This is a genomic window from Bradyrhizobium sp. IC3195 (genome assembly GCF_020193585.1).
Taxonomy (GTDB): domain Bacteria; phylum Pseudomonadota; class Alphaproteobacteria; order Rhizobiales; family Xanthobacteraceae; genus Bradyrhizobium; species Bradyrhizobium yuanmingense.
Map to the genome: position 1 here is coordinate 82,899 of NZ_JADYVG010000017.1, position 25,880 is coordinate 108,778.

General features: G+C 65.5%; 21 protein-coding genes and 1 riboswitch. Of the genes, 6 read left to right on the plus strand and 15 right to left on the minus strand.

Features of this window, described 5'->3' with window-relative positions; genetic code table 11:
* The first annotated feature begins 164 nt into the window (after nt 1–164).
* Nucleotides 165–761, plus strand: a complete 597-nt coding sequence (locus tag I6F09_RS26835; RefSeq protein WP_225157712.1) for a c-type cytochrome — start codon at nt 165–167, stop codon at nt 759–761.
* A gap of 90 nt (nt 762–851) precedes the next feature.
* On the opposite strand, the gene panE is transcribed toward I6F09_RS26835, so the two are convergent.
* From panE to I6F09_RS26855, 4 genes are all read right to left on the minus strand, one after another.
* The gene (gene panE / locus I6F09_RS26840) at nt 852–1,775 is read right to left on the minus strand and encodes a 2-dehydropantoate 2-reductase (protein WP_225127941.1); all 924 of its coding nucleotides are present in this window, start codon (nt 1,773–1,775) and stop codon (nt 852–854) included.
* A gap of 99 nt (nt 1,776–1,874) precedes the next feature.
* Entirely contained in the window at nt 1,875–2,483 is a 609-nt protein-coding gene (locus I6F09_RS26845) for a 2-hydroxychromene-2-carboxylate isomerase (RefSeq protein WP_225157713.1), read from the minus strand.
* 101 nt (nt 2,484–2,584) lie between these two features.
* Nucleotides 2,585–3,934, minus strand: a complete 1,350-nt coding sequence (locus I6F09_RS26850) for an MATE family efflux transporter (RefSeq protein ID WP_225157714.1) — start codon at nt 3,932–3,934, stop codon at nt 2,585–2,587.
* An 88-nt stretch (nt 3,935–4,022) separates the two neighbouring features.
* Nucleotides 4,023–4,616, minus strand: coding sequence for a DUF2239 family protein (locus tag I6F09_RS26855; protein ID WP_225157715.1), 594 nt, complete (start codon nt 4,614–4,616; stop codon nt 4,023–4,025).
* 150 nt (nt 4,617–4,766) lie between these two features.
* On the opposite strand from I6F09_RS26855, the gene I6F09_RS26860 reads away from it, so the two are divergent.
* The gene (locus tag I6F09_RS26860; protein ID WP_057025807.1) at nt 4,767–5,432 is read left to right on the plus strand and encodes a glutathione S-transferase; all 666 of its coding nucleotides are present in this window, start codon (nt 4,767–4,769) and stop codon (nt 5,430–5,432) included.
* Between the two features lie 30 nt (nt 5,433–5,462).
* Here I6F09_RS26860 and ggt read toward each other — a convergent pair whose 3' ends face one another.
* The gene (ggt, locus tag I6F09_RS26865; RefSeq protein ID WP_225189453.1) at nt 5,463–7,214 is read right to left on the minus strand and encodes a gamma-glutamyltransferase; all 1,752 of its coding nucleotides are present in this window, start codon (nt 7,212–7,214) and stop codon (nt 5,463–5,465) included.
* Between the two features lie 100 nt (nt 7,215–7,314).
* Here ggt and I6F09_RS26870 point away from each other — a divergent pair, with 100 nt between their 5' ends.
* A complete protein-coding gene (locus I6F09_RS26870; protein ID WP_036024247.1) occupies nt 7,315–8,700 on the plus strand; it encodes an MFS transporter in 1,386 nt (461 codons plus the stop codon).
* A gap of 120 nt (nt 8,701–8,820) precedes the next feature.
* Here I6F09_RS26870 and purH read toward each other — a convergent pair whose 3' ends face one another.
* The 3 genes from purH to I6F09_RS26885 all read right to left on the minus strand — a co-directional run bounded on the left by purH (nt 8,821) and on the right by I6F09_RS26885 (nt 13,801).
* A complete protein-coding gene (gene purH, locus I6F09_RS26875) occupies nt 8,821–10,413 on the minus strand; it encodes a bifunctional phosphoribosylaminoimidazolecarboxamide formyltransferase/IMP cyclohydrolase (RefSeq protein WP_225189454.1) in 1,593 nt (530 codons plus the stop codon).
* A 24-nt stretch (nt 10,414–10,437) separates the two neighbouring features.
* Nucleotides 10,438–10,519: riboswitch (ZMP/ZTP riboswitch) on the minus strand.
* Nucleotides 10,520–10,578: 59 nt separating this feature from the next.
* On the minus strand, nt 10,579–12,297 hold the full coding sequence (locus tag I6F09_RS26880; RefSeq protein ID WP_036002964.1) for a heparinase II/III family protein: 1,719 nt from the start codon (nt 12,295–12,297) through the stop codon (nt 10,579–10,581).
* Nucleotides 12,298–12,454: 157 nt separating this feature from the next.
* Nucleotides 12,455–13,801 carry a transcription antitermination factor NusB gene (locus tag I6F09_RS26885; protein WP_225189455.1) on the minus strand — a complete coding sequence of 449 codons (1,347 nt, stop codon included), beginning with the start codon at nt 13,799–13,801 and terminating at the stop codon, nt 12,455–12,457.
* 188 nt (nt 13,802–13,989) lie between these two features.
* Between I6F09_RS26885 and I6F09_RS26890 the strand changes: the two genes are divergently transcribed.
* Complete coding sequence (locus I6F09_RS26890) at nt 13,990–14,199, plus strand: DUF1674 domain-containing protein (RefSeq protein ID WP_036024240.1); 210 nt, start codon at nt 13,990–13,992, stop codon at nt 14,197–14,199.
* A 49-nt stretch (nt 14,200–14,248) separates the two neighbouring features.
* Here the strand turns inward: I6F09_RS26890 and cysN are convergent, their stop codons facing one another.
* The 4 genes from cysN to I6F09_RS26910 all read right to left on the minus strand — a co-directional run bounded on the left by cysN (nt 14,249) and on the right by I6F09_RS26910 (nt 20,005).
* Entirely contained in the window at nt 14,249–16,144 is a 1,896-nt protein-coding gene (gene cysN / locus I6F09_RS26895; protein ID WP_225189456.1) for a sulfate adenylyltransferase subunit CysN, read from the minus strand.
* Nucleotides 16,144–17,106, minus strand: coding sequence for a sulfate adenylyltransferase subunit CysD (gene cysD, locus I6F09_RS26900; protein ID WP_225189457.1), 963 nt, complete (start codon nt 17,104–17,106; stop codon nt 16,144–16,146). Before cysD ends, cysN begins: the two co-directional genes overlap by 1 nt.
* A gap of 5 nt (nt 17,107–17,111) precedes the next feature.
* Complete coding sequence (locus tag I6F09_RS26905; RefSeq protein WP_225144191.1) at nt 17,112–18,131, minus strand: sulfotransferase family protein; 1,020 nt, start codon at nt 18,129–18,131, stop codon at nt 17,112–17,114.
* 155 nt (nt 18,132–18,286) lie between these two features.
* Complete coding sequence (locus I6F09_RS26910) at nt 18,287–20,005, minus strand: methyl-accepting chemotaxis protein (RefSeq protein WP_057025815.1); 1,719 nt, start codon at nt 20,003–20,005, stop codon at nt 18,287–18,289.
* Between the two features lie 202 nt (nt 20,006–20,207).
* On the opposite strand from I6F09_RS26910, the gene I6F09_RS26915 reads away from it, so the two are divergent.
* Nucleotides 20,208–20,792: a thermonuclease family protein gene (locus I6F09_RS26915; RefSeq protein ID WP_036024234.1), complete on the plus strand. Its 585-nt coding sequence runs from the start codon at nt 20,208–20,210 to the stop codon at nt 20,790–20,792.
* A gap of 54 nt (nt 20,793–20,846) precedes the next feature.
* Here I6F09_RS26915 and I6F09_RS26920 read toward each other — a convergent pair whose 3' ends face one another.
* Nucleotides 20,847–21,362: a L,D-transpeptidase gene (locus I6F09_RS26920; RefSeq protein WP_225189458.1), complete on the minus strand. Its 516-nt coding sequence runs from the start codon at nt 21,360–21,362 to the stop codon at nt 20,847–20,849.
* Nucleotides 21,363–21,803: 441 nt separating this feature from the next.
* On the minus strand, nt 21,804–23,750 hold the full coding sequence (acs, locus tag I6F09_RS26925; protein ID WP_225135575.1) for an acetate--CoA ligase: 1,947 nt from the start codon (nt 23,748–23,750) through the stop codon (nt 21,804–21,806).
* A 392-nt stretch (nt 23,751–24,142) separates the two neighbouring features.
* On the opposite strand from acs, the gene I6F09_RS26930 reads away from it, so the two are divergent.
* Nucleotides 24,143–25,312: a DNA topoisomerase IB gene (locus tag I6F09_RS26930; protein ID WP_225189459.1), complete on the plus strand. Its 1,170-nt coding sequence runs from the start codon at nt 24,143–24,145 to the stop codon at nt 25,310–25,312.
* A gap of 110 nt (nt 25,313–25,422) precedes the next feature.
* Here the strand turns inward: I6F09_RS26930 and I6F09_RS26935 are convergent, their stop codons facing one another.
* Entirely contained in the window at nt 25,423–25,878 is a 456-nt protein-coding gene (locus I6F09_RS26935) for an SRPBCC domain-containing protein (RefSeq protein WP_036002934.1), read from the minus strand.
* Nucleotides 25,879–25,880: the final 2 nt, after the last annotated feature.

A 25,880-nucleotide genomic window follows, 5' to 3' on the forward strand; every position in this document is an offset into this window, starting at 1 on the left:
GGGTGACGGCCGCAGCTTCTTCCGTTTCAGTGCCTCATGCTGTCGTTCTGGATTGCGCCGCAGCGCAAGTCCGGAACCCATAACCCCGGCTCGTGGTTATGGATTCCGGGCTCGTGCTCCGCACGCCCCGGAATGACGAGCTCGATAGATCGGAATCCTCCCCCATGCGCCGGCAGATCATTTCGCACGCAATCAGCGCGGTTGCGCTCCTGACGCTCGACGCCTTCATCCCGGCTACGGCCGCCGACAATGCCGCGATCAAGGAGAAGGCCGCCGCCTGCTCCGGCTGCCACGGCGAGAACGGCATTTCGCAGACCGAGAACATCCCCTCGCTCGCCGGCCAGCCCGATCAATTCCTGCAATGGCAGCTCGTGTTCTTCCGCGCCGGCGCGCGCAAGAACGATCAGATGCAGCCGATCGTGGAAGGGATCACCAACGAGGACATCCGCAATTTCGGCGCTTACTTCGCCTCGCTGGCGCCGCCGAAGGGACCCGAAGACGGGGATCCCGACCTGTCGAAGAAGGGGGCGCAGGTGGCCGCCGGCCGCCGCTGCGGCTCATGCCATACCGACAGCTATGCCGGCACCAAGGCGGTGGCGCGGCTCGCGGGGCAACGTGAGGAATATCTCGTCAAGGCGCTGCACGATTACAAGGCCGGCCAGCGTGTCGGCGGCGGCGTCGCCGCGATGGCCGACGTCGCCTATCACATGAGCGATGAGGAGATCACCGCCGTCTCGCACTATCTCGCGCACTTGAAATAGCGCTGAGCTGTTTCGTCAATCGCAGCTCGTCATCCCCGGGGCGCGACACAGTCGCGAGCCCCGGGACGACACCGAATGTGTGGTTACGCCCTACCCCGCCCGCTGCCTCTCATACGCCTTCAGATGCGTATAGGCGATGCGCAGCTTCGGCACCGGCACCTTGGCGGAGTCGGCGCGCGCGATGAGATCGCCAATGACGTGATCGGCCTCGACAGGCAGGCCGGCCTTGATGTCGCGGAACATCGACGCCGTCAGCGGCGAGCCCTCGGTGGTGAGATTGCCTTTGACGCGATCGAAGAACGGGCCGCCCGGCGGATAGCCGGACGCCGTGGCAACCGCGCTGGTCTCATCCAACATGCCGAGCAGGAACTCCCGGCCGCCGGGCGCGGCGAGGATATTGCCGACGGACGTCCGCATCAGGCTGGTGCTTGCTGCGAGCGAGGACAGGAACACCCACTTCTCCCACATGTCCTGCATGATGTTCTGGCTGGCGCTGGCGCCATTGATGCCGCTCTTGAAGGCCTCGTCGATCGCCTTCACCCGGTCCGACATCCCGCCGTCGCGCTCGCCGTAGCTGAGCGACTGCATCGGCTGGAGCTGCACCACCTCGCGCTTCTCGTTCAGCGTGGCCGCAATGGCGCAGAGGCCGCCGAGTACGCGCTCCTTGCCGAACTTCGTGTCCAGCGTGTCGAGATGCTTCATGCCGTTGAGCATCGGGATGATTGCGGTGTTCGGCCCCACCGCGGGGACGAACGACTTGATGGCATCGTCGAGGTCGAATGCCTTGCAGCTGAGCAGCACGACGTCGAACGTGTCCTTGATTGCGTCGGCCTGAACCGTCGGCGGGTTCTTCAAGGTCACATCGCCGTTCGGGCTCTTGATGACGAGGCCGGCGCTCGCGAGCTCGTCGGCGCGGCGAGGCCTAACCAGGAAGGTCACGTCGCGGCCGGCCTGCAACAGCCTGCCACCGAAATAGCCGCCGATGGCGCCGGCGCCGACCACGAGGATGCGCATGGGAGAACTCCGCTTTTACTATTGGCGAATGGCGAATAGGGAGTAGCGAATAGTGGGCGCGATTTCCACTCGCTATTCGCTACTCGCCATTCGCGCGCTTCACTTTCCCGACACCATCTCCTCGACCTCGCGCAACTGCTCCTTGCCGAAGAACATTTCATTGTCGACGAAGAAGGTCGGCGAGCCGAAGGCGCCGCGGGCGACCGCCTCCTCGGTGTTCTTGATCAGCTTGGCCTTCACCTCGGGTTCCCCGGCGCGGGCGAACAGCTTTTGCGCATCGAGACCAGACGACGCCAGCGCCTTCGCCGCGATCTCGGGATCGTCCATCTTCTTCGGCTCGCGCCACATGTGGTGGAAGGTGGCCTCGACATATGTCTCGAACACGCCCTCGAGCTGCGCTGCGATCGCTGCGCGCATCAGGTTCAGCGTGTTGACGGGAAAGTGCGGATTCCAGACATAGGGCTGGACATGGAAGCGTTTGATGAAGCGCTCGGTCTCGACCTGCTGGAACTCCCGCTTGTTCTTGATGCCGGCGAGCGTCTCGGCCGGCGACTTGTTGTTGGTCGACTTGAAGATGCCGCCGAGCAGGATCGGCACATATTCGAACTTGACGCCGATCCGCTGTTCGATGGCTGGAATCGCCAGATGGCTGAGATAGGCGTTGGGGCTACCGAAATCGAACAGGAATTGCGGGGCGGTGCGGGTCAAAATCATTCTCCCTGGCCTGGCTTTCTGAGCGGCTTTTTCTCATTGTGGCGCAGGCCGCGCCACAGGTCTATCGTTTAATGACGGTCATAATACTTTGACCGTCAGATCAGGCGCTGCATCGCCCGCTTGCGCCACACCAGATGGTAATAGCCCATCTGCAGAATCAACATGGCGCAGAACACGATGGGATAGGCGGCCCACACGCCGGTCAGGCCGACCGTGTGGCTGAGGATGATTGCAGCCGGCAGCTCGATTGCGGCGATCGCGAAGATCGACAGCAGCATCGGCGTCAACGCGACGCCGGCGCCGCGCATTGCGCCCGAGAACACCGTGGCGAGCCCGAACGGCACCGAGCTCCACAAGGCGATGTTGAGCAATCCCTTCGCCAGATCCAGCACGGCGCCGTCGGTGATGAAGATACCGAGCACCGCGCGTGGCGCGAGGTAGATCAGCGCCACCAACCCGCCGGTCAGGACGATATTGAACGCAAGGCCCATCCGCACGATGCCGTCAAGCTGGGCCCGGTCGCCGCCGCCGACGGCCTGGGCGCCGAGGATCGAGACCGCGATCGAAATCGACATCGCCGTGAACTGGGTGTAGCCCATCACCTGGTTGACGGCGCCATAGGCCGCGGTGGCATTCGAGCCGAAGCCGTTGACGAGGCCGAGCAGCACAAGCTCGGCGATCGCCATCACCACCATGCCGATCGCGCTCGGCAGGCCGATCCCGAGGACTTTGCCGAGCACGGCGCCGTTTAGTCGGAGGTGACGCAGCAGCGTCGCATCCGGCGCGAGCGCGTGCTTTCTCCGCAGCAGATAGGCAGCCAGCACGATCAGCGTCAGCGTGTTCGCGATCGCAGCCGCCCAGGCAGGACTGGTGATGCCGGCCACCGGCAATCCGAACGTGCCGCGGATCAGCATCGGCGTCAGGATCAGGCCGATCGCCGTCGACAAGGCCAGCGCCAGCAGCGGTGTCACTCCATCGCCGACGCCGCGGATCATCGCCGTCATCAGCAGGAAGATGAAGCCGAGCGGCATCGTCAACAGCATGATGCGCGCATAGGCGCTGGCTTCATCGAGAATGTCCGCGGGCGTGGCGAGCATCACCATCAGGGGCCGGCTGAAGATCCCGCCAACGAGTGCAATCGCTATCGAGAGCAGCAGGCCGACGGCGAGTGTCGTGCCGACGATGATCTTGATCCGGCCATGCTCGCCGGCGCCGAAGGCCTGGCCGATCAGCACGGTGGCGCCGGTGCTGAGGCCCATGACGAAGGCGAACAGGAAGAACATCACCGGGAAAAACGCCGAGACCGCGGCGAGCGCGCCGACGCCGACCATCTGGCCGAGATAGACGTTGCTGACGGTGCCGAACAGCGATTGCAGCGCGTTGCTCAGCATCAGGGGTGCGAGAAAGCGGAGGAATGTGGTCCAGAGCGGCTTTGCGGCAGACATGGCATTGGCCTTTCATCAGGGCGTGCGAAGCCGTTGCCGCGCAATGCGCGGCTCGGCCGTCGATGGGGCGTGAGAAGCGGCGCGCGGTTTAAGCGCGGTCGCTGTAGGCGAGCTTGACGATGTGGTCGCGGATGTCGGTCGGCCAGTCGGCGATCAGGCCGGTGAAGCGTCGCCGGTCATCCGCGAACAGGGCGCGCGAGGCTTCCTCGAACTGCGGCAGATCGCCGGCCATGGTCGACATGAAGTGGTAGGCCGCATCGCGCGCCTGCCGCTCGCGGTCCTTGTCGCCGCTGGCGCGCCTGGCTTCGTCGACGAGCTTGCGCAGCGCGACCGAAGCGCCGCCGGCCTGTGCGTTGAGCCACTCCCAGTGCCGCGGCAGCAAGGTCACCTCGCGCGCGACCACGCCGAGCTTCGGCCGGCCGCGACCGCGCGGCTCTGCGGGTGCTTCGGCCGTCTCGGCTTGCGGCATGAGCGTTGCTAGCCGGGCCAGCACCTCGCGGTCGTCGCCGCGCAGGTCGAAATCGATCGACCGCCCGGTGCCGTCGTCGAAGATGATAATTGGCTGGTCCAGCGGCTGCGTGGCACGCTTGACGGCAAGCGCGACGTCGCCCGCAGTGCCGGAGGCCAGCCGGCGCTGGCCGGTGAAGGCTGTGTAGGTCCCTTGCATTGGAATCATTGCCATATTGATCGCGTTGCCGGTTTAATACCCGGGTAAATTCGCCGCGTCAATATACCCGGGTGAAAATATCTGCAGCGACGGCTCGACAATGTGTTCCCGGGCTGGCACCAACGGCGCGGCCGATGACCACGACCAAGCCTTGAGGACCCCGCGATGCTGACCGTTCACCACCTCAACAATTCCCGCTCGCAGCGCGTGCTGTGGCTGCTCGAGGAGCTGGGCGTTCCCTACGAGATCGTGCGCTATCAGCGTCAGCCGGACATGCGCGCGCCGAAGGAGCTGCGCGCCATCCATCCGCTCGGCAAATCGCCCGTCATCACCGACAACGGCAACACCATCGCCGAGTCAGGCGCGATCATCGAGTATCTCATCGCCACCTATGGCAACGGACAGCTGATCCCCGCGCCGGGCACGCCGGAGCGGCTGCGCTACACCTATTGGCTGCACTATGCGGAAGGATCCGCGATGCAGCCGCTGCTGCTCAAGCTGCTGTTCACGCTGATGCCGAAGCGTGCGCCGGCCCTGCTGCGCCCGCTGGTGCGCAAGGTCTGCAACCAGGCGCTGACCGCGCTGGTCAATCCGCAGCTGAAGCAGCACATGGACTATTGGGAAGGCGAGCTCGGCAAGAGCGAATGGTTCGCCGGCAGCGAGTTCACCGCGGCTGACATCCAGATGAGCTTTCCGCTCGAAGCCGCCCAAGCTCGCGGCGGCCTCGAGCAGGGCCATCCCAAGGCGATGGCGTTCCTGGAGCGCATCCACGCCCGGCCTGCATATGCGCGCGCGCTGGAGAAGGGCGGGCCGTATCAGGTCGGGCGGTAAGCTCCCTTACCCCGTCATTCCGGGAGCAGGTTACTGCCCCGCCGCCTCCGCGCCGCGCGTGCGCGGATCGGCTGCGCCCAGCGTTCCGTTCGGCGTCACCAGAATCGAGTTGGCAGATGTCTGCCCCATCGGCTCGAGGACGAGGTGCCCCATCGCCTTCAGCTCGAGCAGCACGCCCTCGGGAAAGCCGCGCTCGACGCGCACTTCATCCGGCAGCCATTGGTGGTGCAGCCGCGGCGCTGCGACCGCGGCCGCAACATCCATCTTGTAGTCGAGCACGTTCACGATCACCTGCAGCACGGTCGAGATGATGCGGCTGCCGCCGGGCGAGCCCGTCACCAGCACCGGCTTGCCGTCCCTCAGCACGATGGTCGGTGACATCGACGACAGCGGCCGCTTACCGGGTCCGGGAAGGTTCGCTTCGAAGCCGACGAGGCCATAGGCATTGGAGGCGCCGATTGCCGCGGTGAAATCGTCGAGCTCGTTGTTGAGCAGCACGCCGGTGCCGTCGGCGACGAGGCCGACGCCGTAGCTGAAGTTCAGCGTGTAAGTGTTGCTGACGGCGTTGCCGCGGGCATCGACGACGGAAAAATGCGTGGTGTTGCTGCCCTCACGCGGCGCGGCAGGAGAGGCCACGAGCTCTTTTGACGGCGTGGCGCGTTCGGGGGAAATGTGCGCGCGCAGCTTCGCGGCATAGTCCTTCGCAATGAGGGTCTCGATCGGCGCGTTGACGAAGGCGGGATCACCGAGATAGCGGGCGCGATCGGCATAAGCGCGCTTCATGGCTTCGATCAAGAGATGCAGCGACGCCGCCGATCCCTGCTTCAGATCGGCCAGAGGGAAGCCCTCGAGGATGTTGAGCGTCTCCATCAGCACGACGCCGCCGGATGAGGGTAGCGGCATCGACACGATGTCATAGCCGCGGTAGCTGCCACGCACCGGCGTGCGGATGACCGGCTGATAGGCCTTGAGGTCGGCCGGCGTCATGATGCCGCCGGCATCGGTCACGGCCTTGGCGAGCTTCTCGGCGACCGGCCCCTCGTAGAATCCCCGCGGCCCCTGTGCAGCGACGGCCGCCAGCGTTTCGGCGAGATCGCCCTGCACCAGCCGATCGCCTTCGCCCAGCGGCGTGCCATCCGGACGCGAGAATATCCTGGCCGAAGAAGGCCAGCGTGCCAGCCGCCGGTGCCAGCCCGGCAACGTATCGGCCATGTCGTCGCTGACGATGAAGCCATCGCGTGCGAGCGCGATCGCAGGCGCCAGCAGTTGCGCCAGCGTGAACTGACCCGAGCCGTATTTCTCGAGCGCGAGCGCAAGGCCGGCGACGGTGCCGGGCACGCCGATGCCGAGCGCGGAATCCCGTGACTTCGTCGCGTCGGGCTTGCCGTCGGCGCCGAGGAAGATCTGCGGCGTGGTCGCGGCCGGCGCGGTTTCGCGATAGTCGATCGTGATGTCTTCATTGCGATCGGCGGAATGGATCACCATGAAGCCGCCGCCGCCGATATTGCCGGCACGCGGATAGGTCACGGCCATCGCGAAGCCGGTCGCGACCGCAGCGTCGATGGCATTGCCGCCGCGCCGCAGGATGTCGGCGCCGATCTGCGCGGAGATCTTCTCCTGCGCCACCACCATGCCGTGCTCGGCGGCGACGGCGCGCACTGCCTCGCGTGCGGGCGGAACATAGCCCTGCCGTGCATCCTGAGCGGTCGCAGGGGCGAGACCGAGCACCAGGACGGCAATGGCGGCTAAAAATCTCCGCCGTGTCGAATATGACGACATCATCGAATTCCCGCCGTGGCGTTGCACCGGTTCACACCCGTCACTGTAATGCTATACCGTTTGCTCTAAGAGAGGCAAAACTGTTCGTGATGGGTGCTGCGTGATGACGACAATCGCTCCGGATGCGCGCATGGCCGGCGTGGCGCGGACCTATCCGCCGCGCGCCGCCGTCGTGAGTTGGATCTTCTTCGATTGGGCCGCGCAGCCATATTTCACGCTGATCACGACCTTCGTGTTCGCGCCCTATTTCGCGACGGCCATTGCGCCAAATCCCGCCGCCGGTCAATCCTTGTGGGGCTTTGCGATGGCGGCCGCGGGCCTTGCGATCGCGCTGTTGTCGCCGGTGCTCGGCGCCATCGCCGACGCTTCGGGCCGCAGGAAACCGTGGATCGCAGGTTTCGGTACGGTGCTGGTGCTGGCGTCCTGCACGCTCTGGATCGGCAAGCCCGGCGATCATGCGGTCATTCCGCTTGTGCTCACCGCAGTTGCGCTCGCCAGCGTCGGTGCGGAATTTGCCACGCTCTTCAACAACGCGATGATGCCGACGCTGGTGCCGCCGGAGCGAATCGGCCGTCTCTCCGGCACCGGCTGGGCCACGGGCTACATTGGCGGCATCGTCAGCCTGATCATCGTGCTCGGCCTGCTCGCCGCCAATCCCGAGACCGGCCGCACGCTGCTCGGCGTCACGCCGCTCTTCGGCCTCGATCCCCTCACACGTCAGGGCGATCGTGCCGCGGGGCCGCTGACCGCGCTGTGGTTCATCATCTTCGTGACGCCGATGTTCCTGTTCACGCCGGATTATCCGGCGAAGCGCCCGCTGGGCGAGGCGTTGCGCGAAGGCCTGTCGGAGCTGAAGCAGTCGATCAAGAGTCTGCCGAGGCAGAAATCGCTCGCGGCATTCCTGCTCGCCAACATGATCTACACCGATGGTCTGGTGTCGCTGTTCGCCTTCGGCGGCATCTATGCCGCGGGCACCTTCGGCTGGCACACCATCCAGATCGGGACGTTCGGCATCATGCTCGCGATCGCCGGCGCGCTCGGCGCCTGGTTCGGCGGCAAGCTGGATGATCGTCTCGGGCCGAAGCGCGTCATCGCCGGCAGCCTGCTGGTCCTGCTGCTGTCGGTGGCCGCGATTCTCCTCGTCGACAAGGACAGCGTCCTGTTCGTCAAGACCGCGCCGCCGCAAGCGGGCGCTGCCCTGTTCTCGAGTACGGCCGAGCGCGCCTATCTCGTGCTGGGCTGCCTGATCGGTGCAGCCGGCGGCCCGCTCCAGGCCGCTTCCCGCACGCTGCTGATCCATCTCGCGCCGAAGGATCGCATCGCGCAATATTTCGGCCTGTTTGCGCTGACGGGAAAGGTGACGTCCTTCATCGGCCCGCTCCTGATCGGCCTGGTCACCGCGCTGACCGCCAGCCAGAAGGCCGGCATGGCCGTGCTGGTGGTGTTCTTCGTTGCGGGATTGGGGCTGTTGATGCGGGTGCGGGATTAGCATCCCCATCGTCATTCCGGGGCGCGCCGCTTGGCGCGAGCCCGGAATCCATTTCTCCGCATGGGACCCTGCACAATGGAGTCCGGGTTCGCGCTTCGCGCGCCCCGGAATGACAGCAACTCAGTGCCTGAAGTGCCGCGTTCCCGTGAACACCATGGCGATGCCGTGCTCGTCGGCGGCCTTGATCACCTCGTCGTCGCGCATGGAGCCGCCGGGCTGCACCACGGCGGTGGCGCCGGCTTCGATGCAGGCGAGCATGCCGTCGGCGAACGGGAAGAATGCATCCGAGGCCACCACCGAACCCTTGGTGAGCGGTTCGGCGAGCTTCAGCTCGCTGGCAGCATCCTGCGCCTTGCGTGCGGCGATCCGCGCTGAATCCACCCGGCTCATCTGACCCGCGCCGATACCGACGGTGGCGAGATCCTTGGCGTAGATGATGGTGTTGGACTTGACGTGTTTTGCCACCCGGAACGCAAACTTCAGATCACGCATCTCCGCATCCGTCGGCGCGCGCTTGGTGACGACCTTGAACGTCATGTCGTCGACAACGGCGTTGTCGCGGCTTTGCACCAGCAGGCCGCCGGCCACCGTCTTGGCGGTCAGGCCCGGCGCACGCGGATCGGGCAGGCTGCCGGCGAGCAGCAGGCGCAGGTTCTTCTTGCCGCCGATGATGGCGATCGCCTCTTCGCTGGCATCGGGCGCGATGATGACCTCAGTGAAGATCTTGGTAATCTCGCGCGCGGTATCGGCATCGAGGGCGCGGTTCATCGCGATGATGCCGCCGAAGGCCGAGGTGGAATCGCAGGCCAGCGCCCTGCGATAGGCCTCGACGAGGTTCGGCCCTTCGGCGACGCCGCAGGGATTGGCATGCTTGACGATGACGCAGGCCGCGGTGCGCTTGGCGTCGAACTCGCCGATGCATTCATAGGCGGCATCGGTGTCGTTGATGTTGTTGTAGGAGAGCTCCTTGCCCTGGAGCTGCCGCGCGGTCGAGACGCCGGGGCGCTTGTCCGGCGTCGCATAGAATGCGGCGGTCTGGTGCGGGTTCTCGCCGTAGCGCAACGACTGGATCAGCCTGCCGCCGAAAGCGCGGAAGTCGGGCGCGTCGATCTCGAGCTGACGGTTGAACCAGTTCGAGATCGCGGCGTCATAGGCCGCAGTGCGGGCATAGGCCTTCGCGGCGAGCCGCCGGCGCAGCTTTAGCGTGGTCGCGCCCTTGTTGGCGGCAAGCTCGTCGAGCACGGCCTGATAGTCCTGCGCCTCGACCACGACGACAACGTCGTCGTGATTCTTGGCGGCGGCGCGGATCATCGCGGGGCCGCCGATGTCGATGTTCTCGATGCAATCCTCGAAGCCCGCGCCTTTGTCGACGGTCGCCTCGAACGGATAGAGATTGACGACGAGCAGGTCGATCGGCGCGATGCCGTGCGCTTTCATCGCCTCCGCATGGTCCTTATTGTCGCGGATCGCGAGCAGGCCGCCATGCACCTTCGGATGCAGCGTCTTGACGCGGCCGTCCATCATCTCGGGGAATCCGGTGAGGTCGGAGACGTCCTTCACCTTAAGGCCGGCCGCGGCGATTGCTTTCGCGGTGCCGCCGGTCGAGACCAGCTCGACATCGTGCGCGGCGAGCGCCTTGGCGAACTCGATCAGGCCGGTCTTGTCGGAGACGGAGAGAAGGGCGCGGGTGACGCGGCGGGGACGGTCAGTCATGAGCAAGATCCTCTGTTCAGGGAGTGTCTATGCCCAGGCGCGCGGCTTATATGTCCCGCGCTTCCCGATGGTGCTCCATCCAAGGTCGCCAGTCGCGCGAGCGAGCGCTCGATAGCAGCTTTTGGCGTCGCTCTCAACGGGTAGATAGGGCCGGATCGCGCCTGTTTACAACGGAAGTTCCGGCTCGCGCCGGGCGTTGCGGCGGGCATTGGTCACTGCGGGCGAGGCGGTGGAGCGGACAAAGCTCCAGCGGATCGACGGCGCCTGGCGGGCGTTCTGACGGATCACGATCTGGGCGGTGCGGCGCGGGCCGTCATTGCCGGCCAGGAACACGCTGTCCTCGAGATCGACCTTGTCGTCCAATGCCTCGAAGGTCCAGACGTCGCGGTTCGGCAGCACCAGCATGACGCCGCGCGCATCCGACAGCCGGCTTGCCTTCACTGCGGGATGCAGATGGAAGCGCAGCGCGAAATCGGCATCGGCGCCCTTGAAGCGTCCGCCCTGCGGCGGCGACAGCGCGTCCTCGCCGTCGATGCGCGCGCCGTCATTGGCGATCATCAGCACGCGGCGGTGGATCGCGCCGAACTTGGCGAGATAGCCGTCATGTGAGGTCGTGAGCAGCGTGCCGTTCTGCACGACCTCGCGATAGCTCTCGACCTCGACCGGGCCGCTGGTGACGGGCGCGCCGTGCAGGAGCCGCTTCATCGCCGACATCTCGACGAACTGGCATGACGACGACTCATGATAGGTCAGCGTCGAATGCGCCGCCGTGCTGCGCGCGAACGGCCGCCAATTGTCGCGGCCGGTGGTCGGCATGCCGCAATTGGTGACGATGCGGCTGATGCCGGACGACAATTCGAACGAGAGGCAGCCGGCATGGGCGTCGTGACTGACGCCGGCCGGCGGCGGCGGGCCGGTGTCGATGATCACAGTGGTCTGGCCGGCATCAAGGCGCTGAAAGCCGGTATGCGGCATGTTCGCCATCGGTGCGCCGTGGGTGTCGTCATAGGCAAGCAGCGTGGCGAGCAGGTCGGACGAGGTCGCGCTCATGCCGTTGAACAGGGCGAAATTGCCGTCGCCGTGCCGGAAGAAGCGCAGCATCGGCATCATGCGGTCGATCGCATTGAGCAGGGCCGGCGGCGGCGCGATATTGCGCGCGGCAAAAGTCTGCCGCAGCGGCAAGAGGTCGATCAGGAGCTCGATCAGCGCGCCCGGATTGCGCGAGATGTGGCCGCCATCGGGCAGGATCTGCCGCTGCAATTCGTCGGACAGCTTCTTGGAGGCGCTGCGGATGTGACGCGTCTGGTTGGCGAGGCACAGGGACGCATAGCACAGCGCGATCAGCACCTGCAGCTTCGGCACCCCGTCCGGAATGTCGACCATGGTGTAGCGCAGGAAGCGGATCTCGCGCGCCAGCGCCCGCAAGTAACGGCGGTAGAACTTGTTGTCGGTCTCGCTCAGCACCAGCGGCGCCTGCGAGAGCAGCGAAATCACGCGCCTCGCCAGTACGTCGGCGCGGCGCGCGACGGGGCGGCGCTTGTTGGCGGGATTCGAGATCCAGTCCTCGATCAGCGCGCGCGCATTCGCCCGCGTCAGCGCCGTATCGGCGGCGCGCAAGTGCCGCAGCCAGCCGAAGCCGAGCAGCGCAACCTCCCAATCCTCCGACGGCGGCTCGAGGTCGAAGATCGAGCGGCCATGGCAATTGACGATCTTGCCGGCGAAGACGAAGCGACCGGCATAGATCTCGGCAGCGCGAGTCGCATCCGCGGTCCGCAGGTCATGCGGCGCGATGATCAGCCGGTCGGTGCGGCCGGGCCAGACCCGCGACAGCACAACGGAACCGCCGCTCGCGCGCGCGAGCATGTTCCGCGCGAAGCGGTTCATGACCAGCGTCGAGATACGTCTGCGTTGAGCGACCGACACGCCTTGCCTTGATGGGGGAGAGGATCAGTGACGAATCCTTATTAATCCCAAAATCGGACGCCTGACACCACCTTGAACGGCGCGAATCAGGGTCGTGGTCGCAAAATCCAGTGCAAAATCAGGATTTAACGAGCCGGGCCGCGAAAAATCCGTCGAGCCCGCCGAGCCTGGGATCGGCGTTCGGCAGATGGCAGGGCAGGGTGCGCAGGTCGCCGTCCCCGTTGAGGATTTCGTCGAGGCCCGCAACCTCCGATGCCACGATCGGAGCGCGGCGAAGCGCGGGCTCGGCGGCGAGCAGTGCGGCCACCGCCTGCTCGCCCTCCTCGGGTTCCAGCGAACAGGTGCAATAGACCAGCGTCCCGCCCGGCTTGAGCAGCGACACCGACTTGCGCAGCAGCCGCTGCTGGAGCGCGGCCAGGGTCGCGATGTCGGAGTCCTGCCGCAGCCATGCGACGTCGGGATGCCGGCGGATCGTGCCGGTGGAGGTGCAGGGAGCATCGATCAGAATACCGTCGAAGGCCTCGGCCGGGCCGGCCCATTCCACGGCGTCAGCGACGACGGTCTCGGCCTGCAGCGACAGCCGGGCCAGGTTTTCGCGCAAACGCGCCACCCGTGCCGGCGAGCGGTCGATCGCCGTGACCTGCGCGCCCGAGAGCACCAGCTGCGCGGTCTTGCCGCCGGGGGCGGCGCAGAGATCGGCAATGGACTTGCCTTTGACATCGCCGAACAGCCGGGCGGGCAACGCAGCAGCGGCGTCCTGTACCCACCATTGTCCTTCGGCGAAGCCGGGCAGCATGGTCACCGAACCATGCAGCAGCATCCGCACCGTTCCCGTCGGCAGCGTCTCACCATGCAGGCGGCTTGCCCATTGGGCGGGATCCGATTTCACCGTGAGATCGAGCGAGGGCTCGTGGCCGAGCGCTGATGCCATGTCTCGTGCGGTCGCCTCGCCATAATGAGCGCTCCAGCGCGCGAGCAGCCATGGCGGCAGATCCAGCGATTGCGTCGCGACCTCCTCGACCAGCGCCTTGCCCTCGCGCGCACAGCGGCGCAGCACGGCGTTGACGAGCCCGGCATAGCGCGCGGCGCGGCGGTCGGATTGCACGAGGCGGACGGAGAGATCGACCGCGGCGTGATCCGGCACGTCCATCCAGAGGATCTGGGCGGCGCCGATCAAAAGTGCGCTCTGCGCGCGTGGCGCGTCGGAGGGAACGCCCTTGTCGAGCAGGCGGGACAGCACATGGCCGAGCGTGCCGAGCCGGCGCAGCACCGTGGCGACCAGGCGCCGCATCAGCGCGCGGTCGCGGTCGGCCAGCGTCTTCAGTCCGGGATGGGCACCGCCGCCGTCGAGCTGGTCGTCGAGCGTGCGGTGCTTGTGCAGCACGCCGTCGACGATGTCGGCGGCAATCCGTCGCGCCGCAAGGCCGGGCACTTCGGACGGAGGGACGAAACGTTGAGATGGCATGCGGAAGCAAGGTTCTGAACGAGCGGCAGTTCCGCCGCGATGGGCGCATGCCTTGAGAAGGCGATCTCTGACACGCGAATATGCCAAATGTAAGAATCGCTTGCGGGTTTTTCAGCGCTCCGAGCCGATTTCAGGAATGCGTTATTGGGCATCGCGTTGTGCCCGGTCCTGCGCTAGAAAGCGCGGCGATGAGTGACCCCGTTCCCGATCGCAAGCCGCTGTCGCCGGCCGCCCAGCGCGCGCTGGCCGAGGCCGAGGCGCGCCGGCAGGCTGCGGCCGCCAAGGCCAAGGATGAGGCCAAGAACAAGACCAAGGCGAAGGAGCTGCAGGGGCCGAAGGGGCCCGAGCCCACCCGCTACGGCGATTGGGAGCGCAAGGGCATCGCTTCCGACTTCTGAGCTTGCAGTCGGAGCGGCTGGATAACGCCGGCAGATCTCGTCCCGGTCGTCACAGGTAGTTGTGCGCTCGCAAGTAGCGGATGATGCGTTCGCAGGCCGCCTCGCTCGACAGCTCCGAGGTGTCGATGGTGATGTCGGGCGCCAGCGGCGCTTCGTAGGGGGCATCGATGCCGGTGAATGCCGGCAGCTGGCCCGACCTAGCCTTGCGATAGAGCCCCTTGGGATCGCGGCGCTCGCATTCGGCAAGCGGCGTCGCGACATGGATCTCGATGAACTCGCCCGCCTCGAGCCGCTGGCGCGCCAGCTGGCGCTCGCTGCGGAACGGCGAGATCACCGCCACCAGCGCGATCAAGCCGGCATCGACGAACAGCCCCGCGATCTCCGCGACGCGCCGGACGTTCTCCGTTCTCTCCGCGTTGGAAAAGCCGAGGTCGCGGTTGATGCCGTGACGAAGATTGTCGCCGTCGAGCAACGCGGCATGGCGCCCGAGCTCGGCGAGCCGGCTGTCGACGAGATTGGCGATGGTCGATTTGCCGGCGCCGCTCAGCCCCGTGAACCAGAGCACGCAGGGCCGTTGCTGCTTCAGCCGGGCTCGCACGGATTTGTCGACCGCAAGCCGCTGCCAATGAACGTTGGTGGCGCGGCGGAGCGACATGTCGATCATTCCCGCCGCGGCAGTGCGATGGCTGATCGGGTCGATCAAGATGAAACTGCCCATCTCGCGGTTGTCGCGATAGGCCTCGAACACCAGCGGGCGGTCGAGATCGAGATGGACATAGCCGATCTCATTGACGTCGAGCGTGGCGGCGCTTTCCCGCGCCATGGTGTCGATGGCGATCCGGTGCTTGAGTTCCGTGATCACCGCGCCGGTCGAGGCGGTACCGCACCGGAGCAAATAGCGCCGGCCGGCGACCATGGCCTCGCCATCGAACCAGACGAGATGGGCCGCGAGCTGATCCGACACCGGCGCTGCAGATCCGGCGGTCAGCACGTCGCCGCGGCTGACGTCGATCTCATCGGCGAGCGTTAGGGTGATGGACTCGCCCGACCTTGCGTGATTGCGCTCGCCGGCGGGCGTGAGAATGCGCGCGATGCGGGTCTGGTGTCCCGACGGTTGCGCGCGAACGGCATCGCCCACCGAGATCGTTCCGCTCGTGATCCGTCCGCAGAAGCCGCGAAAATCCGCATGCGGCCGGCTCACCCATTGCACCGGCAGCCGGAACGGCTGCTGCGAGGTGTCCCCGGCCACGTCCACGGATTCCAGATAGGCCGTAACGGTCGGTCCCTCGTACCAGGGCATGCGCGTGCTCGCGGCGACGATATTGTCGCCGTCGGGCGCCACGACCGGGATGCACTGGACCTGGGAGATCCCGAGCTGACCGGCCAGAGTCAGGTATTCGGCGGTGATGGAAGCGAAGCGATCGCCGTCAAATCCGATCAGGTCCATCTTGTTCACGGCGAGCACGACGTGGCGGACGCCGAGCAGCGACAGGATGTGGCTGTGACGCCGCGTCTGCGTGATAACGCCCTTGCGCGCGTCGACCAGCACCACGGCGAGATCAGCATTGGAGGCACCGGTCGCCATGTTGCGCGTATATTGCGCATGTCCCGGCGTGTCGGCGACGATGAAGCGGCGCAGCTTCGTGGCGAAGAAGCGGTAGGCCACGTCGATGGTGATGCCCTGCTCGCGCTCGGCCTGCAACCCGTCGACCAGCAGCGCGAAGTCGAGGTCGCCGCCGGTGGTGCCGGCGGTCCTGCTCTCCGAGGCGAGCGCGTCGAGCTGGTCGTCGAGCAGCGTCTTCGAATCGTAGAGCAGCCGACCGACCAGCGTGCTCTTGCCGTCGTCGACGCTGCCGCAGGTGACGAAACGCAACGTCGGGCGATCGTCTTGCTCGAGCTGCGGCGCATCGGCGGCGGCGATCGCCGGTGCCTCGTGATAGGACATCAGAAATAACCTTCCGCCTTCTTGCGCTCCATCGATGCGGGACTGTCCCGGTCGATCATGCGTCCCTGTCGTTCGGAGGTGCGCGACGCCATCATCTCCTGCACGATCTCGGGCAGGGTTGCCGCCGTCGAGCTCGTTGCACCGGTGAGGGGATAGCAGCCGAGGGTGCGAAACCTGACGGAGCGCGATTGCGGCTCCTCGCCGGGCTGCAGCGGCATCCGGTCGTCGTCCACCATGATCAATGCTCCGTCGCGCTCGACCACGGGGCGCGCCGCTGCGAGATAGAGCGGAACGATCGGGATGTCCTCGAGCAGGATGTAGTCCCACACGTCGATCTCGGTCCAGTTCGACAGCGGAAACACCCGCATGCTCTCGCCGGGCGCGAGCCTCGTGTTGTACAAGCCCCACAGCTCCGGCCGCTGGTTCTTCGGATCCCAGCGATGCGCAGCGCTGCGGTGTGAGAACACGCGCTCCTTGGCGCGCGACTTCTCCTCGTCGCGCCGCGCGCCTCCGATCGCGGCGTCGAAGCCGTGGAAGTCCAGCGCCTGTCGCAGCGCTTGCGTCTTCATGACGTCGGTGTAGCGGGCCGAGCCGTGGGTGAAAGGGTCGATGCCCTGGCTCAATCCGTCATTATTGGTATGGACGATCAGGTCGAGGCCGAGCTCGCGCGCGCGTCGGTCCCGAAACGCGATCATCTCGCGAAACTTCCAGGTCGTATCGACATGCAGCAGCGGAAACGGCGGCTTGCCGGGATCGAAGGCCTTCATCGCCAGATGCAGCAGCACCGAGGAATCCTTCCCGATGGAATACAGCATGACCGGCTTGCGGAACTCGGCCGCCGTCTCTCGCAGGATGTGGATGCTTTCCGCCTCCAGACGGCGGAGGTGGCTGGCGACGTGACGCTGCTTGCCGCCAGCACCTTCACGGAGTGCGGAATCGGCTCCGGTGGGAACGTCCAGCATGACCATCACGCAGCCGCAGCAAACCAGTCGCCGAACAGACGTTGCGACAGTGCCGCATTCAGGCCGAGATCGCGAACACAGGCGGCGACCGCGACGCGATAGGCATCATTGACCCCGCAGCGCTCCAGAGCCTCGCGTTGCGCTTCGCTCAGAGAGGCCGTCGCACGGCGCTGGTAGCGATAGGCACTGTCGGAGGTGTGCAAATTGGGCACCTTGTAGATCGTCGCTTCGCTCGGGAAGATGACGCGCGCATTGTTCGCGTGCGAGTCTCCCGGCTCACGCCAGGACGTCACGGCATTCTCGTTGAAGCTGCCCGAAAGGCCGATCCGTTCGAACAGGACACGAACCGAGGACACGGCCTCCTTGCTCACCTCGTAGACGTAGTGAGTGACGGCAACGCCCTGTCGCTGGGCGTAGCTTGCGACTTGAGCCGCGCTGAGCGCGGCGACGACATAGTGCCGCAGCAATACATCTTCAGGCGCGCGCGAGATCAGCTTGTCGAGCCACGATGCCAGTGAACTCGCCGGCTCACGGTCGAGCATGATGAGATGCAGCCGGTGCCGCGGATAGCCCGCCTCGATCAGCAGCTTGAGCGGATTGAACAGGCTCTCGGCGAGCACGTAGGGCCCGATCGTTTCCTTGCTGAAGATGTGCGGCTCGTCGTCTGCCGACGGCACGGCCCACGGCGCCGGCCTCTTGCCGACGAGCGCATCGCGCAGCATGGCCTTCAAAGGCTGATAGTAGGAAGGCATCCCGGTCATGCCGAACAGATTGCTCAGGGCCGTCGATCCGACGCGCGCCTTGCCGCATGCAAAATAGAGCATGGGAAAGTCTTGCGGCGAGCGATGCCGGAAGCCGTCCGCCAGGCACTCCGTCACCTCGCGCATCAGTGTTTCGAGCGCGACGGTCCTGGTTTGGAACCCCTCCACCGGCGGAAGCAGCGTGGTGTCGAGAGAACTATCTTGCCGACGAACGAGTTCGGCGATTCGCTCGAGCGAATCGGGGGACGACGCATCGATATTCATGGCGGGGGACTCGCTGAACAGGTTCCGCAAGCCAGTTGCTTACGGCTCAATGTTCAACCTAGTGTTGATTACGACCCCGGTCAAACCCGGGAAATCCCGGGGGCTTCATAAATGTCCGGCGAGCACGGCAATCGTGCTCGCGGCTTCGTTGTGCATTACGCAGCGCGCACGGTGCTGAGGAACTTCTCGACCTCCGTCTTCAGGAGGCTGCTTTCGCTCGACAGTGAACGCGCCGACGCCAACACTTGTCCCGACGCCGCGCCGGTCGCGCTCGCGCCATGGCTGACCTGGGCGATCTTGTCCGCGACTTCGACCGTTCCCTTGGCGGCTTCGCTGACGTTTCGCGCAATCTCGGCCGTCGCTGCGCCCTGCTGTTCGATCGTCGCGGCAATGGTCGTGGAAATATCGGAGATGCGGCCGATGGTCGTTCCGATTTCCTTGATCGCTCCGACGGAGTCCTGCGTTGCCGATTGCATGCCGGCGATCTGCGCGCTGATTTCCTCGGTCGCTCGCGCGGTTTGCGCCGCGAGCGCCTTGACCTCGCTCGCCACGACCGCAAAGCCGCGGCCTGACTCGCCGGCGCGCGCCGCCTCGATCGTTGCGTTTAGCGCCAGGAGGTTGGTCTGTTCGGCGATCGCCGTGATCAATTTGACGACGTCGCCGATGCGGCCCGCCGCCTTGAGCAGCTCGTTGATCCGGGCATCGGTGCGCTCGGCCTGCTTGACCGCATCGCCGGCGATACGGCTGGAATCGTGCACCTGACGGCCGATCTCGACGACCGACGTGCTCATTTCCTCGGCCGCGGACGCCACGGCCCCGACATTGGTGGAGGCTTCCTCCGAGGCGGCGGCGACCATTCCGGAGAGCTGCTGGGTTTGTTCGGCCGTACCCGACAACGTGCCGGCCGCGGATTCGAGCTCCTGGGATGCGGCTGACACCGAGTTGATGATGCCGCCGACCGCAGTTTCGAACGCGTTGGCAAGCCGCGTCATCTCCTGCTTGCGCTGAGCGGCCGCAGCGGCTTGATGGTTCTTCTGCTCGGCTTCCATCTGCTCGATGCGGATCAGATTGTCCTTGAAGGTCTGTGCCGCGCGGGCGTTGTCGCCGACCTCGTCGCCACGGCGGGTGTAGGGAATTTCGATCGCCTTGTTGCCTCCGGCGAGCTGCAGGAGCACATCGCCGATGCGACGGATCGGACGGGCGACGTTCAAGACGGAAAAGACTGCGGAGCCGACCAACGTCAGGACGACGAATAGGCCGACGATCAAAGCGAAATTGGCGACGCGGTCCAACTCGGCCAGCATCTCGCCCTTGCGGCGCGCGGCGAATTCGTTGGCGACGCCGACGAGATCGTCGATGCGCTTGCTGACTTCCTGCGCTGCCGGACGCATATGCTCTGCGAGAATACTTGCCTTGGCCGACTCTGCTGCAAGCTTGGCGCCACCCGCGGGGGCGGCGATGACCGCCTTTTGCGCCGCGGCGAGCTCGACGCCGCTGGCCAGATACGCATCGACGAACTTCTTGGCCTCGCGGTAAGCGTCCTGTGTGACCTTGCGGGTCGCCCGCTCTCTCGCGGCATCGATTTCGGTGCCGGCTTCGCCGGCCCGGGTACGGAGAAGCTCGAGGAGCCTGTCGACCTCTCCGGCTGACGGTGCCGAGCCGAGTTCGAGAGCGGCGAGCTGCGCGCGTGCCATCGCCGTCTGAGCCGCCTGCGCATTGCCCTTGTTGAGATAGTTGATCGTGACGAGGCGATTGGATTCGGCAATGGAGCGGTTGCCGAGCATCTGATTGGTCAGCATGCCGCCGACGAGCACGACGCTCACGCCCGTCACGATGCCGAGCTTTGTTCCAATGCGAAACCTGAATGACCTCACGGCAATCTCCCCTCGGTTTGTCGTATAACAGCTATTCGCAACCAATGATTGAGATTTGGAAAATATTCGCGGATCCCCAGTAGAACTACGGCTAACCTCTTTGACAGACGGAACTTTCGTGCATGGCCTCCGGCGCATTCGGCGTCGTTTATGGACACGCTCGTGCTTGTGAGTTCCCCCGACTCAGACATAGCGTGAGTTGATGCGTTTCCAGGATCGCCCCAATTCCTACCGGCCGCAGTTCAGCGGCTCGCCGTTCGGCCGCCGCCTCTCCGGCCTATTGCCCTGGATGTTCGTGGTGGGCATCGCGCTGGCCGTCGTGCTCACATTCCGTCATGGAACGCACTGGCTTGTTCGCGATACCGATCGCAATGGAGATGCCGAGATCGTTCTTCAGCAGACCGGCCACGCGGATGTGCGTCCGGTCGAATTCATCCGCGCCATCGATGGCGACACTTTTCTCGCCCGTGTTCGTCTGCACGAGGGACGCGATCCCGTGGTCCGCATTCGGCTGCGCGGCATCGATGCGCCCGAACTGAAAGCGTCCTGCCAGGAGGAGCTGGACAAGGCCGAAGCTGCGGCCCGTGCCTTGCGCGATCTGCTCGGCCAGGGCGGCGTGACCATCACCAATCTCGCTCCCGACAAATACGGCCGAGTCCTCGCCGACGTCGCGACCCGGCGGACTGCGAACGTCTCGGCGGCACTGCTCGCCGGCGGCTTCGTGCGCAGCTACAATGGCGGCCATCGCGACGGCTGGTGCGCGCGCGGCTGGCGGTTCTGGCAATAAAAAGGCCGCGTCGAAGACGCGGCCTTTTTATTTCATCTCGGCTGATTCAGGCGATCAGCGCGTCACGACCACCGTCGTGCCGACGAAGACGCGGCCGTAGAGATCGGTGATGTCGTCGTTGAGCATGCGGATGCAGCCATAGGAGACGAAGCCGCCGATCGAGCCCGGCACGTTGGTGCCGTGGATCGCATATTCGCCGCCGGCGAGCGTCATCGCCGCAACGCCCATCGGGTTGCGCGGCGAGCCGCCCGGAATGACGTCGGGGATACCAGGCTTGTCGCGCTTCACCTCGGCGGGCGGCGCCCAGGCCGGATTGAGATATTTGCCGTCGATCTTCGTGGTGCCGGCCCACTGCTTGCCGGCTTTGCCGACGCCGACCGGATAGCGCACGGCCTGGCCGTTCCCGAGGATGAGATAAAGCCGCCGCTCGCTGGTTTTGACCACGATGGTGCCCGGCGAATAGTCAGCCAGGTGTGCCCCCACCATTTCCGGCCGCGCCTGCGCCGCCGTCGACGTCAAGGCCCCAGCCGCGATGGTGGCGGCCAGCGCCACCGCAATCCTCATCGACATCGATGCTTCCCCTTGCCCAAAACGGATCGTCCAAAATGACGCAGAACCGGCAATCGTCGCCGCACCAAGCCCTCGTCGATGCTCATTCTTAACCGCGCCCGTTAACCCAATGGTTTCCAGCCGCGGCTGCCGAGGGCCGGCCAGCAGGGGGAACAAAGAAAATGTTCGAAATAAAGTAAATGACCTGAAAACAACACTCGGCGGGAAAGATGCAGGCGCGCTGCCGCGCCCGCTGACAACAGCGTGAGGGTGTGAATGGCCGTTGGTGAGAGGGCGCGCTGACGCGAAAACTAATCGCGTGTCCCGGATGCGCTGCAGCAGGAAACGCTGCTGCGCAGAGCCGGGATCCAGGAAGCTACACGTTCTGACGTTTAGATGGGCCCCGGCTCAGCAGCGCACCGCTGAAGGAGCGCTGCGCTGCGTCCGGGGCACGAACTCGCCTTACGCCGACTTCTTGTTCTGCCGGTTCTTGACGAGATCATCGACAACGGCGGGATCGGCGAGCGTCGAGGTGTCGCCGAGGCTGCCCGGCTCGTCCTCGGCGATCTTGCGCAGGATGCGGCGCATGATCTTGCCGGAGCGGGTCTTGGGCAGGCCCGGGGCGAACTGGATCTGGTCGGGCGAGGCGATCGGGCCGATCTCCTTGCGCACCCAGGTCACGAGCTCCTTGCGCAACTCGTCGCTCGGCTGCACGCCGGCCATCAGGGTGACATAGGCGTAGATGCCCTGACCCTTGATGTCGTGCGGGAAGCCGACGACGGCGGCTTCCGACACCTTCTCATGCGCGACCAGCGCGCTCTCGACTTCGGCGGTGCCCATGCGGTGGCCGGAGACGTTGATGACGTCGTCGACGCGGCCGGTGATCCAGTAATAGCCGTCGGCGTCGCGGCGGCAGCCGTCGCCGGTGAAGTATTTGCCCTTGTAGGTCGAGAAGTAAGTTTGTTCGAAGCGGGCGTGGTCGCCGTAGACCGTGCGCATCTGGCCGGGCCAGGACCGCGTCAGGCAGAGATTGCCTGATGTCTCGCCTTCCAGCACCTTGCCGTCGGCATCGACGATCTCAGGCACCACGCCGAAGAACGGTTGCGTCGCCGAGCCGGGCTTCAGCTTGGTCGCGCCCGGCAGCGGCGTGATCAGGATGCCGCCGGTCTCGGTCTGCCACCACGTGTCGACGATCGGGCAGCGGTCGTCGCCGACGACGCGGTGATACCACTCCCAGGCTTCGGGATTGATGGGCTCGCCGACCGAGCCGAGCAGGCGGAGCGAGGCGCGCGAGGTCTTCTTCACCGGTTCGTCGCCGGACTGCATCAGCGCGCGGATCGCGGTCGGCGCGGTGTAGAAGATGTTGACCTTGTGCTTGTCGATGACGTTCCAGAACCGCGAATTATCCGGATAATTCGGCACGCCCTCGAACATCAGCGTGGTCGCGCCGTTGGCGAGCGGCCCATAGAGAATGTAGCTGTGGCCGGTGACCCAGCCGACGTCGGCGGTGCACCAGTAGATGTCGCCGTCGTGATAGTCGAAGACGTATTGATGCGTCATCGAGGCGAACACGAGATAGCCGCCGGAGGTGTGCAGCACGCCCTTGGGTTGGCCGGTCGAGCCCGACGTGTAGAGGATGAACAGCGGATCCTCGGCGTGCATGTGCTCGACCGGGCATTCCGTGGTCACCATCGCCGCGGCCTCGTGGTACCAGAGGTCGCGCGTGGGGTTCATGTCGACCTTGGCGCCGGTGCGCTTGACCACGACGACCCAGTCGACGCCGTCGGCCTTGCCAAGCGCCGCATCGACATTGGCCTTCAGCGGCACCTTCTTGCCGCCGCGTAGGCCTTCGTCCGCCGTGATGATCACCTTGGATTGGCAGTCGTTGATGCGTTGGGCGAGGCTGTCAGGTGAGAAGCCCGCGAACACCACGGAGTGGATCGCGCCGATCCGCGCGCAGGCCAGCATTGCATAGGCGGCCTCGGGAATCATCGGCAGGTAGATGGTGACGCGGTCGCCCTTCCCGACGTTGCGGGTGCGCAGGATGTTGGCCATCCGGCAGACCTCGTCATGCAGCTCCTTGTAGGTGATGTGCTTGGACTGCGAGGGATCGTCGCCCTCCCAGATGATCGCGGTCTGGTTGGCGCGTTTGGCGAGATGCCGGTCGATGCAATTGTAGGCGACGTTCAGGATGCCGTCCTCGAACCATTTGATCGAGATGTTGCCCGGCGCGAACGAGACGTTCTCGATTTTCGTCGGCGCCTTCATCCAGTCGATGCGCTTGGCCTGCTCCGCCCAGAAACCGTTCGGGTCCGAGATCGAACGGGCGTACATCTCCTTGTACTTGGCCTGGTCGACCCAGGCGCGCTTCGCCCACTCCGCGGGGATATCGTAGATCTTCTCGGACATGCTTCCCTCCACATGCGGCAAGCTCAGGCAATGCCGACATCATCATTTGATGGATTATGCGTCGGGCTAACCGGACCCGACAAGGAGCACAAGCTGGACCTTCGGCGGGCAGCTGGCCATGCGAAGGATCAAGGTCCGGAAGGCCCGCTGTCGCAAATCTGAAACAGGGCCGACGGGCACCTTCCGGCTCTCTACCCAAACCGCCAGAACAGAGACCGCAGAGCCCCCATGCGGCGAGGAGAGGTATTTAGCAACCTCTTCTCACTGATTCGGGACTCGCAATCGTGTTCGGAACACCCTAAATGGCCAACCCGGGTCCAAAGAGACTCCTCGGAACAAAAATCACAACAGCGGCATTGATCGACAACAGGACAGGGCTAAGGCGTAAGACCATGATGGATCAGCAGAATCTCGGGACGATACGGCCCGCTTCAGCCGATCCTGCAGCCATTGCCCTGGCCAAGGCCCTCGGACAATGGCCGAAACCGGGTGGTTTCAGGCGCCCGAGCCCCAAGAAGACCTACGACACGGCGCCTGCGGCGACGGTCGAGGCCCTCGCCAAGGAGCTCGGCTTGCGGCTCGGCGACCAGAACGAGCTGACCATCCGCCGTATCAGGCGCGGCAAGGGCTATTCCTTCGTCCGTCCCAACGGGGCGCATATCCGCGACGCCCGCACCATACGCCGGCTGCACGCCATGGCGGTGCCGCCTGCCTATCGCGAGGTACGCTACTCCGCCGATCCCAACTTGCACCTTCAGGCGGTAGGCCGCGATGCCGCGGGCCGGCTGCAATATCGCTATCACGCCGACTGGGAGAAGGTCCGCGAGCAGCGCAAGGCGCATCGCCTGGCAAAGCTCGTCGGCGCGCTGCCGAAAATCCGGCGCAAGGTCTCGGCGTTCCTGTCAGGGGACGAGCCGACGCGCGAGTTCGCGCTCTCGGCCGTGATCGAGCTGATCGCGCGCACCGCGATCCGCCCCGGCAACGAATCCTACGCCCGCCTCAACGGCACCCGCGGCGCGACCACACTGCTGAAGTCAAACGTCACGCTGGAAGACGATTGTTTCGTGCTGACCTTCAAGGCCAAGGGCGGCAAGGCGGTGCGCAAGGAGTGCGACGCCGCCAAGCTGGTGCGCGCCATCGGCATTTTGCAGAGCGTTCCCGGCAAGCGCATGTTCCAGTATCGCGATGCCTCCGACATCGTGCGCGCGGTCAACACCACCCAGGTGAACGCGTTTCTGCGCGAGATCGCCGGCATCAAGATTTCCCTGAAGGATTTCCGCACGCTGATGGCGTCCGCCGTCGTGGTGGAATCGCTGTCGCGGATCACGCCGGCGAGCAGCCAGCGCGGCCGCAAGAAGCAGGTGCTGGATGCGATCCGCGCCGCCGCCGACCAGCTCTCCAACACGCCGGCGATCTGCCGCAAGAGCTACGTCCACGACACCATCGTCACCGCCTTCGAGGAGGGCATCCTCGAGCGCTTCGCCGCGACCATGACGGGTCAGCGCTCGCAGGCCAGGCGCGAGCAGCTGCTGGCGCAGGTGGTGGCGACCGCGGCAGTGTAACGAAGCGCCGCTCTCGTAAGGTGGGCAAAGCGAAGCGTGCCCACCATTTGCCCATGGTGACGGGTGGTGGGCACGGCGCGAAGAGCGCGCCTTTGTCCACCCTACGAGAGCTACTTCTTATCTGACACACCCTTGTCAGGACCGGGGTCGCCGCCTGCGGCTGCGATCGTGAGCCGCTCAAGGTAGTGCGCCCAACCCGTTGCATGAGCGGCCGCCTGCGCTTCGTTCGGCAGGCCGCTATGGGTCATGCGCAGCAGCGTGCCGCCGTCCTGCTCGATCAGGTCGATCTCGATCAGGCTCGAGCCGGGCGGCACTTCCTGACCACCCTCCCAGCCGAACGTATAGGCCAGACGATGCACCGGCACGACCTCGCGGAACGCGCCGCGGGCGGCGGCGCCGTCCGGGCTGACGCCCTTGAGCAGGTAGAGCCCGCCGGGATAAGGCTCCGTGGTTGCGTCGGAGCCCATCCAGCTCAGGATCTTTTCGGGGTCGGTGAGGTAGGCGAAGACAGTGGCGCGCGGGGCCGCGATCTGGGTCTCGCGTCGCACTATGAATGGCTCGGGCATCG